Consider the following 13912-nt stretch of genomic DNA (forward strand, 5'->3'; position numbering starts at 1 on the left):
AACTCCTTATTTTCTATAGATGACCATTGCCGAAAAACAATAAATCTGTTCTGGCGATTCATCATCCTCAGGTAATGCTGCAATGTTGTATTTAATATCGAGTAGCTTTTTTTCATCTAATCGTTCTAAAAAACGATTCATTACTTTCTCTAAGTCTTTTTCATGTTCCTGATCAAATAATTTAACCTGGATCATTGTTCCTCTCTCCCAATCCTTTTTTAACCATTATGGACAGATTAGAAGAGTTCTATAACTTGCTTAAAATACAATTTCGCCATTCCAGTCAAGCATACCGCCAACCATATTAGTAACTTTATATCCTTGGTCTTGTAAATAATAGCAAACATTTTCGCTTCGTCTACTTGAGCGACAAATGAAGATATACTCTTTGTCTTTATCAAGTTCATCTAGGCGTGCTGGGATATCGTTCATGCGAATATGCTTTGCCCCTGGAATCATTCCTTCTGCAACTTCCTCGTCTTCACGAACGTCGATCAGGTTCAATTCCTCGCCATTTTCGATTTTCTTTTCTAGCTCTTCTGTTGTGATGATATTAATTGGTTCCATTTATTTATAAGCTCCTTTTGTTTTCTAATCTTTTCACTTTGTAAACGGTAGGATTATTTTATCACATAGTGTCGAATGGAAAAAAATCATACGCTTGTGTAGTGATTCCAGTGAAGGAATAGATACCTTTTTTGGGGAAATCTTCTCATAGGAGCTGGCATGAGGACAAGGTCTTTGTTTTTCAATAGATTCTTGTCTGCATGACAAGCTTATGAAGACACTAATCTAAGCCGACCAGCAATTAGTGTCCGCATGAAGAGCTCATGAAGACACTAATCCAAGCCAGACCACAATTAGAGTCCATGAAGACACTGTTCCAAGCAAGCACACAATTTGTGTCCGCATGAAGTGCTCATGAAGACACTATTCCAAGCAAGCACACAATTTGTGTCCGCATGAAGTGCTCATGAAGACACTAATCCAAGTCAGCACACAATTTGTGTCCGCATGAAGAGTCCATGAAGACACTAATCCAAGCACGACCTCAATTAGTGTCCGCATGAACGCTCCCCATGAAAACAGCTTTTTTCAACTCCACAGAAATCTTGTACTTATGACATATTCATCCAAACAAAAATGCAGCCCCAATCGGACTGCATTTCTGGTTTATTAATTCGCTACGATATTTACAAGCTTTCCAGGAACGGCAATTACTTTTCGTACTGTTTTTCCGTCGATTTGCTCTTTCACCGTTACATCACCCATTGCAATCTCTTCAAGGGCTTCTCTGTTCGCATCGGCTGGAACCATCAACTTCGCTTTTACCTTGCCGTTGATTTGGACAACAATCTCGACTTCATCATCTACAAGCTTCGCTTCATCAAAAGCTGGCCATGCTTCATAAGAAATCGTTTCAGTTCCACCAAGTTTCGACCAAAGCTCTTCCGCAATATGAGGAGCGATTGGAGCAAGCATCTTCACAAAGCCTTCCACATAGCGTTTTGGTAAAACTGTTGCCTTGTAAGCTTCATTAATGAAGACCATAAGCTGTGAAATCGCTGTGTTAAAGCGTAATCCCTCAAAATCCTCAGTAACCTTTTTCACAGTTTGGTGATAAACCTTTTCTAAAAGGGTATCTTCACTATCTTTTACCTTCGGACTCAAACTGCCATCCTCTTCCACTAACAAACGCCAAATTCGATCTAAGAAACGACGTGAGCCGTCAAGACCGTTCGTTGACCATGCAATCGATGCATCTAATGGACCCATGAACATTTCATAAAGGCGTAACGTATCTGCACCATGGCTTTCGATGATATCGTCAGGGTTCACAACATTCCCCTTAGACTTACTCATTTTTTCATTACCTTCACCTAGGATCATCCCTTGGTTGAATAGCTTTTGGAACGGCTCTTTTGTTGAAACAACACCGATATCATAAAGAACCTTATGCCAGAAACGAGCATATAGAAGGTGAAGTACCGCATGTTCTGCCCCACCAATATAAATATCAACAGGTAACCATTCTGCTAATTTCTCTTTATCCGCTAATGCTTGATCGTTCTTCGGATCAATATAACGTAAATAGTACCAGCAGCTACCTGCCCATTGTGGCATTGTGTTTGTTTCTCTTCGACCTTTTTTACCTGTTTTCGGATCTACTACATTAACCCAGTCAGCGATATTCGCTAAAGGAGACTCACCTGTTCCAGAAGGCTTAATTTCTTTTGTCACAGGAAGCGTTAATGGAAGCTCTTCTTCAGGGACTTCTGACATTGTGCCATCTTCCCAATGAATAATTGGAATTGGCTCACCCCAATAACGCTGACGGCTGAATAACCAGTCACGTAGTCGGTAGGTTACTTTCTTTGTTCCAATGCCTTTTTCTTCAAGCCAGAAAATCATTTTTGCAATGGCTTCTTCTTTATTCAAACCATTTAAGAAATCAGAATTTACGTGCTCTCCGTCACCAGTATAAGCTTCTTTTGTGACATCGCCACCAGCAACAACCTCAATAATTGGTAAATCAAATTTTTGTGCGAATTCGTAGTCACGTTCGTCATGAGCTGGAACTGCCATAATCGCACCCGTACCGTAACTTGCAAGGACATAATCGGCGATCCAGATTGGCATTTTTTCTCCATTAGCAGGATTAATCGCATATGCACCAGTAAAGACACCTGTTTTATCCTTCGCTAAGTCCGTACGCTCTAAATCACTCTTTGTTTTTACTTGGTCTAAGTATGTGTCTACCGCTACTTTTTGGTCAGCCGTTGTAATTTTACTAACTAAATCATGCTCAGGCGCAATAACAGCGTAAGTAGCACCAAATAATGTATCCGGACGTGTTGTGAACACCGTGAATGTTTCATTATGACCATCAATTTGGAAAGTCACTTCAGCACCTTCAGAACGTCCAATCCAGTTACGTTGCATTTCTTTTAAGCTATCTGGCCAATCTAATTCTTCTAAGTCTTCAAGTAAGCGGTCAGCGTAAGCCGTAATTTTTAACATCCATTGTTTCATAGGACGACGCTCAACTGGATGTCCACCGCGCTCACTTTTTCCATCGATAACTTCTTCATTTGCAAGAACTGTTCCAAGAGCTGGACACCAGTTCACCGCAACTTCATCAATATAAGCAAGACCTTTTTCATATAGCTTTAAAAAGATCCATTGTGTCCACTTGTAATATTCAGGATCTGTTGTATTCACTTCACGATCCCAATCATAAGAAAAGCCTAACGCTTTAATTTGGCGCTTAAATGTTTCAATATTATGCTTTGTAAAATCTGCTGGGTCATTTCCTGTATCTAAAGCATATTGCTCTGCTGGAAGACCGAATGCATCCCACCCCATTGGATGCAGGACATTATAGCCTTGAGCACGCTTCATTCTTGAAAGAATATCAGTTGCTGTGTAGCCTTCAGGGTGACCTACGTGAAGACCGGCACCTGATGGATACGGGAACATATCAAGGGCATAAAATTTTCTTTTCCCTTTTTCTTCGCTCGTCTTGAATGTTTTGTTGTTTTCCCAGAAGTTTTGCCACTTCTTTTCAATTTCTTGATGATGAAAGCTCATCTTTCGTTCCTCCTAAAAATAGATAAAATATATTGCCATATGTACTGACGAGACAGGCTGTAGTCGACTACAAGAATTTTTTGTACAAAAAAACCCCTCATCCCTAAAAGGGACGAGAGGATTATATATCTCCCGCGGTACCACCCACATTAGTGACCATGTCACTCGCTTCATTCATCCTTAACGCGGCCAACGGCAAGCACTACTAAAAATTCGCACTTGCGACTCAAAGGCGAGTTCATGATGGTCCCGGTTGACTTTCACCAGCCGTCAACTCTCTAATACGGGTTTCTTACACCATTACTATTCCTTATCACTGTCATTTAAATTTATTTAAAAATATTGTATTAAATTTACGTTACATATGCAAGTGTATGTCGAATTCTTCGAGAATGTTCTTACCTTGTTAATCTTTTTTCCAAGAATTTCGGAAAAATATACATGAATGCTGGAAAAATCGAATCAATTTCGAAAAACGACCGGCTCTTTCTGTGACGTCACCTTAAGTTTTCTGTCGTAAAATACAGTCGTCACTATGGATATCCCCATTAAGAAAATCAGTACAGTAAACAGCATTGGCATTCCGTATAAGTCCACTAACAAACCACCGAGTACAGGCCCTATCATTCTTCCCCCTGTGGCAGTGCTATTTACAATTCCTTGATAAAAGCCATCTCTCCCTTTTGGAGCAAGCTTAGAAGCAATTGTTGGAACAGCAGGCCATACAAGCATTTCCCCGATAGTTAAAATCACCATTGCAGTCATAAAGCCAGAGAAGGCTACTGCTTTCGCAGCTACCATAAATGACCCAATAAAAATCAGCATTCCAATAACCATTTGCAACTTCAAGTTTTTCTCGAACGATTTTAATGCACGATTTAAAATCGGCTGACCTAAAACAATTAAAGCACCATTCACAGTCCACAAAAAGCTATATTGCTTTAAAGAAATATTCAGCTCCTGTGTATACGTAGAAATCGTCGCTTGCCATTGAACATATCCGACCCAACATAAAAGATAGCCTACACATAGTGTGAGTATTGCGTACAGCTTCGTGTAATCCTTAATTGGTTGTCTCTCTAAAAAAACTGTTGGCTGCACTTGAGAACCTGATTTAATTTTTCTATATCCAAAAAGGGCAATGAATAAGAAGATGAAATACATGAGTGTATTCGCTAAAAAGATCCATTCAAATGAAAAAGAGGCAACGATCCCACCGAGTGTTGACCCTACCGCAACACCTAAGTTTTGTGCAACATATAAGGCATTAAAAGCCTTTCTTCCCCCTTCCTTCCAAACTGAACCCGCCATCGCGTACATGGAAGGAAAGATAATCCCAGATCCGAATCCGATAATCGTAAGTAAAATAACATATGGTAACCAATCGTGCCATATCGTTAACCCTGTTAGAGCAGTAACGGTTATTCCAATTCCAAGAAGGATTGATTTATATCCTCCAATTTTATCAAAAAGACTACCACCAAATAGATTTCCAATCACTGACGCTCCTGCATTCAGCATCAATACAAATCCTGCAACGGATAGTGACTTTCCTAAGTGTTCATGAATGTAAATTGCATTTAATGGCCATAAAAAAGAAGATCCTGTAACATTAACAGCCATCCCAATTATTAAAAGCCAGAGAGAACGAGGCATACCATCGCTCCTTTCCGGTTAATTCTCCAAAGTCTCAAGATTATATCTTATTCCTTTTTCAGAAGGAGTTCAATGAATAAGTTTTGACAAATCTTGATGTTGATTTAGAGACAGAAAAGCTGTCCGCAAAAGGTCATGAAAACCCTTTGGGACAGCTTCTTTTCTACTTATCGGGATTGCTCCGGCTCAGGATGAAACTTTGATTTAACCGGTTGCCCTTTTTTCTCGTATTTCTTTTTGGCTTGCTTTACTTGATCGAAATCCTGACCCAATTCAATATCCTGGTTGTTGATGCCATTTCTTGTTTTTTGTTCAGGATTATTTTGTTTGGACCGTTTTTTCACGAGGCATTCCTCTCCTTAATGTTCGTGTAAAATCATATTATTTTGGACCTGCTGCAGCTGAAGTCGCATGCGATGGAGCTGTTCTCTTTGCTGACCATTCGAACTGTGTGCCATTTTCGCTAAATCATTATAAGCCGTCTCAATTTGCTGCATGGCTTCGGTAAATTCACCTTCATTGTAATTTTCTTGTCTCGTATGTTCCTGGTATTGTTCATGAGCGTTACGAATTGCATCCTCACATTGTTGAAGAAGGTTTTCTACTGATTGACGTGTCGCCATCCCTTTTAACCTCCCGACATTTATCATGAGAAAATGAAGCAATCAATGCTTCCCTGTTAGTTTGTTCACAACAAGTTTTCCTTACACCTTAATTTCAAATATACTCCATTATGAAAATTACGCATTTCATGTTAAAATTTTTCTTATGAATTTCAGAGGAGGGGAAACTGAATTGAATCAGACAAACCCATTTCCATATGCTATAGATGAAAAACGATATCATACATGGAATTACCATTTACGCCAACAATTTGGCCATAAAGTATTTAAGGTTGCCCTTGATGGCGGCTTTGATTGTCCGAACCGCGACGGCACTGTTGCACACGGCGGATGTACTTTTTGTAGTGCTGCTGGTTCTGGTGACTTTGCCGGGAATCGCGTGGATGATTTAGAAGTACAATTTAAAGAAATTAAGGACAAAATGCACGAAAAATGGAAAGACGGCAAATATATGGCCTATTTCCAAGCTTTTACGAATACTCATGCACCTGTGGCTGAGCTTCGTGAAAAATTCGAAAAAGTTTTATCACAAGAAGGTGTCGTTGGACTTTCCATCGCGACTCGTCCAGACTGTCTGCCAGATGATGTAGTCGAGTACCTTGCTGAATTAAATGAACGAACTTATCTTTGGGTAGAGCTCGGCCTCCAAACGGTTCATGAACGAACAGCTCTTTTAATTAATCGTGCCCATGATTTTGAATGCTATGTACAGGGTGTTGAAAAGCTTCGCAAACATGGAATTCGCGTATGTACACACATCATTAATGGCTTGCCTTTAGAAAACTATGACATGATGATGGAAACGGCTCGTGAGGTTGCTAAGCTAGACGTCCAAGGAATCAAAATTCACCTCCTTCACTTGTTAAAAGGAACACCAATGGTGAAACAGTATGAAAAGGGTATTCTTGAGTTTCTTACTAAAGAAGATTACGTAAGCTTAGTTTGCGATCAATTAGAAATCATCCCATCGGAAATGATTGTTCACCGTATTACTGGAGATGGACCGATTGATTTAATGATTGGACCAATGTGGAGTGTTAACAAATGGGAAGTATTGAACGCTATTGACGCAGAGTTGAAGCGCCGAGGTAGCTGGCAAGGTAAGTTTTACAATCAAGTTGAGGTAAACCAATGAAGTTAGAAGGTATTCTACCTTTTGCTCGAACACTGCTACAAAAAGCTGTCAAACCAGGCGATATCGTCGTAGATGCAACACTTGGAAACGGTCATGATACACTTTTTCTGGCTAAACTAGTTGGACAACATGGACATGTATTTGGCTATGATATTCAAGCAGAAGCAATCACTAGTACCGAGAAGAAGCTACTTGAGCAGGATCTTGCAGAAAGGGTAACTCTTTTTCATAAAGGTCATGAGGAAATTCTATCATCGGTGCCTGCTTCCATGCATGGGAAAGTAACTGGGGCTATTTTCAACTTAGGTTATTTACCTGGTGGTGACAAATCGATTGTGACGCAAGCGAACACAACCATTGCCGCCATCGAACAATTGATTGAAATTCTAGCTCCAGAAGGCATCATTGTTTTAGTTATTTATCATGGTCATGAAGAAGGAGCCGTAGAGCGCGACAAGGTCGTTCCTTTTGTCCAACAGCTCGATCAAAAAAGAGTTCATGTACTTCAATACCAATTCATAAATCAAGAAAACAATCCTCCATTTATTGTGGCGATTGAAAAAAGATAAAGCCTTATGGACCAAATCATATTAGCGATTTGGTCTATTTTTTGTAAATTCTTTTGTTTTTAGCGAGGGAAATTGTAATTGGATAGCGAATTAAAATTAGACGTAAATTTTAAGGGATGATGATTAGGTGGACATACTATTCATTCGGCATGGTCAAGGAGAACATACTTTAGATATCCCGAAAAGTTTTCAAATTGAAAATCCCTCTTTAACATCCAAAGGTATGGAGCAAGCAAAATTATTAAGGAAGACATTCCCTTTAAGCCATAATGATGTTATTTTTATAAGTCCTCTCAGAAGAACTCTTCAAACCGCTCAAATATGGAGCGAGAAAATAGCCTGTCGTAAGATAGTAAGTCCTTTAGTCTCTCCACGCATGTTTCCTTTACTTCCAAATAAAAATACATTACCTTGCGATACATTACCCGTTGTTGCAACCATCAAAAAAGAGTTTCCAAATTTCGAAGTGGACATGACCGTTTCTCATGATTTATGGATAGATGGAATTAATATTTTGCCTGAACATGAGTTCATAAATGTGGGGAAGGAATTTATTGCGGCCTGTAAGTCTTTACACAAAGAAAAAATGTATATTGTATCTCATGACGGAACTATAACCTCTTATCGTCAGTTAATTTCAGGAGAAAAATTATCAAGAGAGGATTTCCAATTTGAGACAGGATGGGCTAAAGTCAGTTGCTAAGTTAGAAATCGTTGAATGAATAATCATACCAATAACGTTGCTTTAGGATGTGAAAATGAATATGGTAATGAACAAAGAATTAGCACATGTTTTGGAAAGGTCAGAGGTAGATTGTCTACACTCACGTCTTACTGCCATAAAAGAGATAGCAGGCAATCCGATGGGGGTAGAAATACAAACCTTTGGGAGCGCTACAGCTTTTTCAGTAAAAAATATTCCAGGGCCATCGTTCAATACTATAAAAGGATTAAAAGACGGTGATGAAAAATACATAGATGAAATAATCGATTTTTACAACGGGAAAAAGATTCCTTTGCGATTCGAGCTAACTCCTGGACATGTTTCTTCGACATTCCTCACATATTTGTCGGAGATAGGATTTTATCAAAATGATTTTCATACTACTCTTTACGCAAAAGGTCATGAAGCTAAAGGAGAGAAAAACCTCTCCATCCATGAATTAAAAAGGGACGAATTCGAAACCTTCGCGGAAATATACACACAAGGGTTCCAAATGCCTTCCTTTCTAAAAAAAGGAGTAGCACAAAATAATGAAATTCTTCATGACAAAAAAGGCTGGACATTTTACCTTGGCTGTATTGACGACGAACCTGCTGGAATTGGGGTCCTATTTATGAAAGATAATATAGCCACTCTCGCAGCAGCCGCTACAACACCGCAATTTAGAAATAAAGGAATTCAGAGCTCCTTAATTAAACATCGAATTTATCACGCTACCCAAAAAGGGTGCAACTTACTTGTCAGTCAAGCAAGATTCGGCTCCACAAGTCAAAATAATATGGAAAGGGCAGGTTTTAAACTAGGTTATACGAAATCAATCTGGATAAAAAAATAAACGCATGGACTTGAACATCCATGCGTTTTTTATAATTATCTCATTGATGGTATCCACTTCTGAACCTTTCGATATGCTCGTCCATTAATATAGAAAAAGAAACTAATCAATCCGCTGCTACGAATCATTTCTTTTGCTAAAAGACGAACCGTTTTTTGATTCCGAACCTTCTCATCTGACAGATAAATCCCTACTAATCCACGATTGATCAACTGATGAAAACGGCGATTTGGAAGGCCTTCCGTATGTTTATCTGCTTCTTCTACGAAGTGCTTCAACCGCTCAAATAAGCTCTGCTCATTTTTATAATAAAAACAGAAATTCAAATCTCCACCTATTTTATCTTCTTCCTGATCAATAAAATAATCCAATAAAATATGAAGGCCTTGAATATAAGGAAAATACCCTTTTCGAATTTGTTCTGCATGTCCTTCTTCAAAATCAATGCTCATACCGTAAGAAGCTAAACAAAATATTCCTAAGGTTGAACCTGAACAAGCTGAAAATTCATACCATTCCATCTCAGGGATATCCTCTTTATGTTCTTGAAACCAATTTTGCAAACGCGGAACCCGCTCGTCCACCTTCACATGCTTATGTATCTGTAAATCACAATAATACTGACAAAGCTCTAATAAATATTCCTTAATAACATGATAGTTCGGATTATTCTCCAAGACTTTTTGACAAGTCTTAACAAGTTCGCATAAATAACCGCCATCCTCTTTTTCTAAACGATAACGATAATAATCTTGATGCTCTTTTCCAACCGTTAATGCCACTGCCATCGACTCATGTAAAGCGGAAAAATCATCTGGATCAAGTGATGTACTCCTATCACAAAGATTATCCAAATAGTCACTGATCGTTTGATAGGCAACAATAAACTTAATTGCCTCGTCATAACGATCTCCAGCCATAAAAGCTAAGATTGAGCCACCCTCACAATGAAAGGTTTTACTTTCAATGCTGGCAAGCGCCTGTCTCCTAAGCTCTTCATCTGGAATTTCTTCCGCTCTCTTCTTCCAGTAAGCAAGTTCCTTATGAGCGGTTGGCAGTATTTTTCTGTACACTTTCGCCATAAGGGAAAGTGGTTCAGATGGTATAGTCATTAAAAAACCTCCGTCACACGATGTAGCCAATTGCTTTTAACTGACTATAAACAAAATCCTTCGCATATTCAAATACTTCATCCCGTTCAGGATCATTAAAAATTTCATGGTAACTCTTTGGCCATTCCTTGTATCTTTTTTCAGATAAAGGAGATTGATTAAACCATTCTTTGACAGCCAGCTTATTAACAATCTTATCGTCTCCGCCTTGCATGACCAGCATTGGTACGTCTTTCGTTTTCGCAAGCTCTTCAAATGCAAGCTTCATCGAATCAGCTAATTCACGATACCATCGTACGGTTACTTTATCTATATACAGTGTGTCATTCAAATCCGCTTCTAAAACATCTTTATTTCTTGTTGCGATATTAACCGTTATTCCTGGGTTCACTCTTAACTCTGGAGTAACGAAATTTAAAATGTGTGTAAGCCCATTGATAATTTTGGCTGGTTTTTTAACAAGATCTAAGCAAGGAGAAGAAAGAATAACACCAGCTAAATCAAATTTCTCTTCTTGAAGCAATCGGATTGTAATCAATCCACCCATACTATGTCCAAATAAAAAAACGGGTAAGTCAAATTGGTAAGCAGTCTCAACCCATTCCTTTACTTCTGTGACGTACTCATCAAATGAATCGATATGTCCTCTTCTAGACCTTGTAGTGAGACCATGCCCAGGCAGGTCACCCATTATTACTTGAAAGCCAGCTGTACGCCACATTTCAATTAACCAACCGTAGCGGCGATGATGCTCTAATGCACCGTGCACCATCACTATGACTCCTTTTGCCTCCCCATCAGGTTCCCATTTCCACATGAACATTCCTCCTACAAAGCCCATAAGAAAACCGTTAGCGCGTTCGAAAAAACTGATTATTCCTGCGAAGTTCATTCTAAGAAAATATCCTTAGTGATCAGTCCCAATAGCTGCTTGCGCTAGACAATTCTCATATCAAAAATATACTTTTTTATCTATAAAATATACCCCATTTTACCATAAAAATAGGCTCAACTCAGTGTTTTAAATGTTATTTCACACTTCATACGTGAATTTCGGTAAAATTGGATTATATTACACAAGGAGGGATTGCCCATGATTTATCCATTTCATAACAAATCACCTAATATTGCATCCACTGCCTTCATTGCCGATTATGTCACGATTACCGGAGATGTTGAAATCGGAGACGAATCCAGCATTTGGTTTAATACCGTAATCAGAGGGGATGTCGCTCCAACGATCATTGGAAAAAAAGTGAATGTGCAAGATAATAGTGTTTTACACCAAAGTCCCCACAATCCACTCATCTTAGAAGACGAAGTAACCGTTGGTCACCAAGTTATTTTACATAGCTGTATCATTCGAAAAAAAGCACTGATTGGGATGGGTTCCATTATTCTAGACGGAGCGGAGATTGGTGAAGGGGCATTTATCGGGGCAGGAAGTCTGGTGCCACAAGGTAAAAAAATCCCGCCAAACACACTTGCTTTTGGAAGACCTGCGAAGGTCGTCAGAGAACTCACTGCGGAAGACATTGAGGACATGGAAAGAATCTCGCGAGAATATGCAGAAAAAGGGCAGTATTATAAGTCGTTGCAGGAGAAATAGAAGAGGTGCGGATTAAACCCGCACCTCTTCTTTATACTATTTCTGCGCTTCTACACGAAGCACTTCTGCTTTGTCTGTACGTTCCCATGGCAGTTCGATATCCGTACGACCGAAATGTCCGTAGGCAGCTGTTTGCTTATAGATTGGACGACGTAGATCAAGCATCTTGATAATGCCTGCTGGACGCAAATCGAAGTTATTCCGAACAACTTCAACTAAAACATCCTCTCCTACTTTTCCAGTTCCAAATGTATCAACAGAGATAGAAACAGGTTGAGCAACACCGATTGCGTATGCAAGCTGTACTTCTACCTTATCAGCCAGACCAGCAGCTACAAGATTCTTCGCTACATAGCGTGCTGCGTATGCTGCAGAGCGGTCCACTTTTGTTGGATCCTTACCAGAGAATGCACCGCCACCATGACGTGCATAACCACCATAAGTATCAACAATAATTTTACGACCAGTTAGACCAGCATCCCCTTGAGGACCACCGATAACAAAACGTCCTGTTGGGTTGATGAAATACTTTGTATTTTCATCAATTAATTCCTTAGGCACAACTGGATTGATGACATGTTCCTTAAGATTACGTTGAATTTGCTCTAAGCTGATTTCAGGATGATGTTGAGTTGAAATAACAATCGTATCAATGCGAACAGGTTTGTTATTTTCATCATACTCCACTGTTACCTGTGTCTTACCATCTGGACGAAGGTACGGAAGAATTTCTTCTTTACGAACCTCTGTTAGACGACGAGATAGTTTATGTGCTAAAGAAATTGGAAGAGGCATGAGTTCCTTTGTTTCATTACATGCAAATCCGAACATTAAACCTTGGTCTCCTGCTCCAATCGCTTCGATTTCTTCATCTGTCATACTACCTTCACGTGCTTCTAAAGCTTGGTCAACTCCCATCGCAATATCAGCAGACTGCTCATCAATAGAAGTTAACACCGCACAGGTTTCCGAATCAAATCCATACTTCGCACGATTATAACCAATTTCCTTAATCGTTTCCCGTACAATTTTTGGAATATCCACATATGTAGATGTAGTGATCTCACCTGCAACTAACACAAGACCTGTAGTTACAGATGTTTCAGCAGCAACACGAGCGTTAGCATCCTTTGCTAAAATCGCATCTAAAATCGCGTCAGAAATTTGGTCACAAATTTTATCCGGATGACCTTCAGTAACTGACTCAGAAGTGAACAAACGCGCGTTTCTTGACATCTGACTTCCTCCTCATATCATTATGGACGAGGGAACCCTCGACTTTGATACGGTACTCATTCCCTATGTAGTATGAAATAAACATGGAGATATTATTAGTATTTGATAAAAGCAGAGATAAATATAAAAAAACCTTCCCTAAAAATGAGGAAAGGTTGAAGTTTACAAATCTCGCCTTTCACTCTTATCGTTCAAGGACTAAATCCTTGCTTCAGGTTAGCACCTTTGCTTTTGTCACAGAGGCTGTTATCTTACACACCTCGTCGATAAACAATAGCTGGTTGCTGGGTTTCATAGGGCCCTGTCCCTCCACCTACTCGGGATAAGAGAGTATCCGTTTCAAATTTAGATCATATCGAACCAATGCATAAGTGTCAACAGAAAAGCATGAATTCTGTCAATTTTTTTCTTCGATAGAACAGCTTCCATCCGTGCATGTCTTTGCCCCAAACTTATATCGATTCTTTGCAATCCAGCGATAAATCGGATGTCCAATCAAAGGGATCAACGGAATATATAAAAACAATCCTACTATCAATGTCGGGGGACTTTTTAAGAGGAGCTTTCTGACCGCATCAAATCCTTTTAAAATATGTCCATTTGGAAGAATAATATGAAGCTCCCTTCTTAGGTCAACCGCACTGAATTGGCTTCCTTCATATTCTTGTAGCGAAAGCCATTCCATTTTTTGATTCCAATCAAGCTTTTGAAAAGTTCTCTTTGTCCTTTGACAAAGACTACACTTCCCATCATATAAGGCAATTATTTTCATCTTCATCATCCTAAAAGGAAATTATAATTTATTTTAACATACTTTCTGTT

Annotated in this window: 15 protein-coding genes, 1 riboswitch and 1 other annotated feature; of the genes, 5 read left to right on the plus strand and 10 right to left on the minus strand. The window is 39.2% G+C overall.

Annotated elements, in window-relative coordinates:
• Positions 1 to 6: 6 nt before the first annotated feature.
• The 6 genes from FA727_RS17325 to FA727_RS17350 form a co-directional block, all read right to left on the minus strand.
• Positions 7 to 195 (minus strand): sporulation protein Cse60, encoded by a 189-nt coding sequence (locus tag FA727_RS17325; RefSeq protein WP_136832823.1) that lies wholly within the window; start codon positions 193 to 195, stop codon positions 7 to 9.
• Positions 196 to 258: 63 nt separating this feature from the next.
• Positions 259 to 567: a rhodanese-like domain-containing protein gene (locus FA727_RS17330; RefSeq protein WP_136832824.1), complete on the minus strand. Its 309-nt coding sequence runs from the start codon at positions 565 to 567 to the stop codon at positions 259 to 261.
• Positions 568 to 1176: 609 nt separating this feature from the next.
• Positions 1177 to 3591, minus strand: coding sequence for a leucine--tRNA ligase (gene leuS / locus FA727_RS17335; protein ID WP_136832825.1), 2415 nt, complete (start codon positions 3589 to 3591; stop codon positions 1177 to 1179).
• Positions 3592 to 3696: 105 nt separating this feature from the next.
• Positions 3697 to 3917 (minus strand) — a binding site (T-box leader).
• A gap of 136 nt (positions 3918 to 4053) precedes the next feature.
• Positions 4054 to 5247, minus strand: coding sequence for an MDR family MFS transporter (locus FA727_RS17340; RefSeq protein ID WP_136832826.1), 1194 nt, complete (start codon positions 5245 to 5247; stop codon positions 4054 to 4056).
• A 167-nt stretch (positions 5248 to 5414) separates the two neighbouring features.
• Positions 5415 to 5591 (minus strand): glycogen biosynthesis protein GlgD, encoded by a 177-nt coding sequence (locus tag FA727_RS17345; protein WP_126409506.1) that lies wholly within the window; start codon positions 5589 to 5591, stop codon positions 5415 to 5417.
• A gap of 15 nt (positions 5592 to 5606) precedes the next feature.
• Positions 5607 to 5870 (minus strand): YtzC family protein, encoded by a 264-nt coding sequence (locus tag FA727_RS17350; RefSeq protein WP_136832827.1) that lies wholly within the window; start codon positions 5868 to 5870, stop codon positions 5607 to 5609.
• A gap of 172 nt (positions 5871 to 6042) precedes the next feature.
• Between FA727_RS17350 and mnmL the strand changes: the two genes are divergently transcribed.
• The 4 genes from mnmL to FA727_RS17370 all read left to right on the plus strand — a co-directional run bounded on the left by mnmL (position 6043) and on the right by FA727_RS17370 (position 9133).
• The gene (gene mnmL / locus FA727_RS17355; protein ID WP_136832828.1) at positions 6043 to 7005 is read left to right on the plus strand and encodes a tRNA modification radical SAM protein MnmL/YtqA; all 963 of its coding nucleotides are present in this window, start codon (positions 6043 to 6045) and stop codon (positions 7003 to 7005) included.
• On the plus strand, positions 7002 to 7574 hold the full coding sequence (gene mnmM, locus FA727_RS17360; protein ID WP_136832829.1) for a tRNA 5-(aminomethyl)-2-thiouridylate-methyltransferase MnmM: 573 nt from the start codon (positions 7002 to 7004) through the stop codon (positions 7572 to 7574). The genes mnmL and mnmM overlap by 4 nt, the downstream gene beginning before the upstream one ends.
• A 127-nt stretch (positions 7575 to 7701) precedes the next feature.
• Positions 7702 to 8277, plus strand: a complete 576-nt coding sequence (locus FA727_RS17365; RefSeq protein WP_136832830.1) for a histidine phosphatase family protein — start codon at positions 7702 to 7704, stop codon at positions 8275 to 8277.
• Between the two features lie 55 nt (positions 8278 to 8332).
• Entirely contained in the window at positions 8333 to 9133 is an 801-nt protein-coding gene (locus tag FA727_RS17370) for a GNAT family N-acetyltransferase (protein WP_136832831.1), read from the plus strand.
• A gap of 35 nt (positions 9134 to 9168) precedes the next feature.
• On the opposite strand, the gene tbcS is transcribed toward FA727_RS17370, so the two are convergent.
• Together tbcS and FA727_RS17380 are read right to left on the minus strand one after the other, a co-directional pair.
• On the minus strand, positions 9169 to 10245 hold the full coding sequence (tbcS, locus tag FA727_RS17375; RefSeq protein ID WP_136832832.1) for a tetraprenyl-beta-curcumene synthase: 1077 nt from the start codon (positions 10243 to 10245) through the stop codon (positions 9169 to 9171).
• A gap of 13 nt (positions 10246 to 10258) precedes the next feature.
• Positions 10259 to 11062, minus strand: coding sequence for an alpha/beta hydrolase (locus FA727_RS17380; protein WP_136832833.1), 804 nt, complete (start codon positions 11060 to 11062; stop codon positions 10259 to 10261).
• Between the two features lie 276 nt (positions 11063 to 11338).
• Here FA727_RS17380 and FA727_RS17385 point away from each other — a divergent pair, with 276 nt between their 5' ends.
• Positions 11339 to 11854 (plus strand): gamma carbonic anhydrase, encoded by a 516-nt coding sequence (locus tag FA727_RS17385; protein ID WP_136832834.1) that lies wholly within the window; start codon positions 11339 to 11341, stop codon positions 11852 to 11854.
• Between the two features lie 36 nt (positions 11855 to 11890).
• Here the strand turns inward: FA727_RS17385 and metK are convergent, their stop codons facing one another.
• Together metK and FA727_RS17395 are read right to left on the minus strand one after the other, a co-directional pair.
• Positions 11891 to 13090: a methionine adenosyltransferase gene (gene metK / locus FA727_RS17390; protein WP_136832835.1), complete on the minus strand. Its 1200-nt coding sequence runs from the start codon at positions 13088 to 13090 to the stop codon at positions 11891 to 11893.
• A 181-nt stretch (positions 13091 to 13271) separates the two neighbouring features.
• Positions 13272 to 13419: riboswitch (SAM riboswitch) on the minus strand.
• A gap of 68 nt (positions 13420 to 13487) precedes the next feature.
• Positions 13488 to 13871: a thiol-disulfide oxidoreductase DCC family protein gene (locus FA727_RS17395; protein ID WP_246041940.1), complete on the minus strand. Its 384-nt coding sequence runs from the start codon at positions 13869 to 13871 to the stop codon at positions 13488 to 13490.
• Positions 13872 to 13912 lie beyond the last annotated feature (41 nt).

This window comes from Robertmurraya kyonggiensis (assembly GCF_005116465.1).
Lineage (GTDB): Bacteria > Bacillota > Bacilli > Bacillales > Cytobacillaceae > Robertmurraya > Robertmurraya kyonggiensis.

Coding starts and splice junctions, on each gene's coding strand:
- FA727_RS17340 (WP_136832826.1), bottom strand. CDS start 5,247: ATGCCTCGTTCTCTCTGGCTTTTAATAATTGGGATGGCTGTTAATGTT.
- FA727_RS17385 (WP_136832834.1), top strand. CDS start 11,339: ATGATTTATCCATTTCATAACAAATCACCTAATATTGCATCCACTGCC.
- leuS (WP_136832825.1), bottom strand. CDS start 3,591: ATGAGCTTTCATCATCAAGAAATTGAAAAGAAGTGGCAAAACTTCTGG.
- FA727_RS17380 (WP_136832833.1), bottom strand. CDS start 11,062: ATGTGGAAATGGGAACCTGATGGGGAGGCAAAAGGAGTCATAGTGATG.
- FA727_RS17350 (WP_136832827.1), bottom strand. CDS start 5,870: ATGGCGACACGTCAATCAGTAGAAAACCTTCTTCAACAATGTGAGGAT.
- FA727_RS17330 (WP_136832824.1), bottom strand. CDS start 567: ATGGAACCAATTAATATCATCACAACAGAAGAGCTAGAAAAGAAAATC.
- FA727_RS17325 (WP_136832823.1), bottom strand. CDS start 195: ATGATCCAGGTTAAATTATTTGATCAGGAACATGAAAAAGACTTAGAG.
- metK (WP_136832835.1), bottom strand. CDS start 13,090: ATGTCAAGAAACGCGCGTTTGTTCACTTCTGAGTCAGTTACTGAAGGT.
- tbcS (WP_136832832.1), bottom strand. CDS start 10,245: ATGACTATACCATCTGAACCACTTTCCCTTATGGCGAAAGTGTACAGA.
- FA727_RS17370 (WP_136832831.1), top strand. CDS start 8,333: ATGAATATGGTAATGAACAAAGAATTAGCACATGTTTTGGAAAGGTCA.
- FA727_RS17395 (WP_246041940.1), bottom strand. CDS start 13,871: ATGATGAAGATGAAAATAATTGCCTTATATGATGGGAAGTGTAGTCTT.
- mnmM (WP_136832829.1), top strand. CDS start 7,002: ATGAAGTTAGAAGGTATTCTACCTTTTGCTCGAACACTGCTACAAAAA.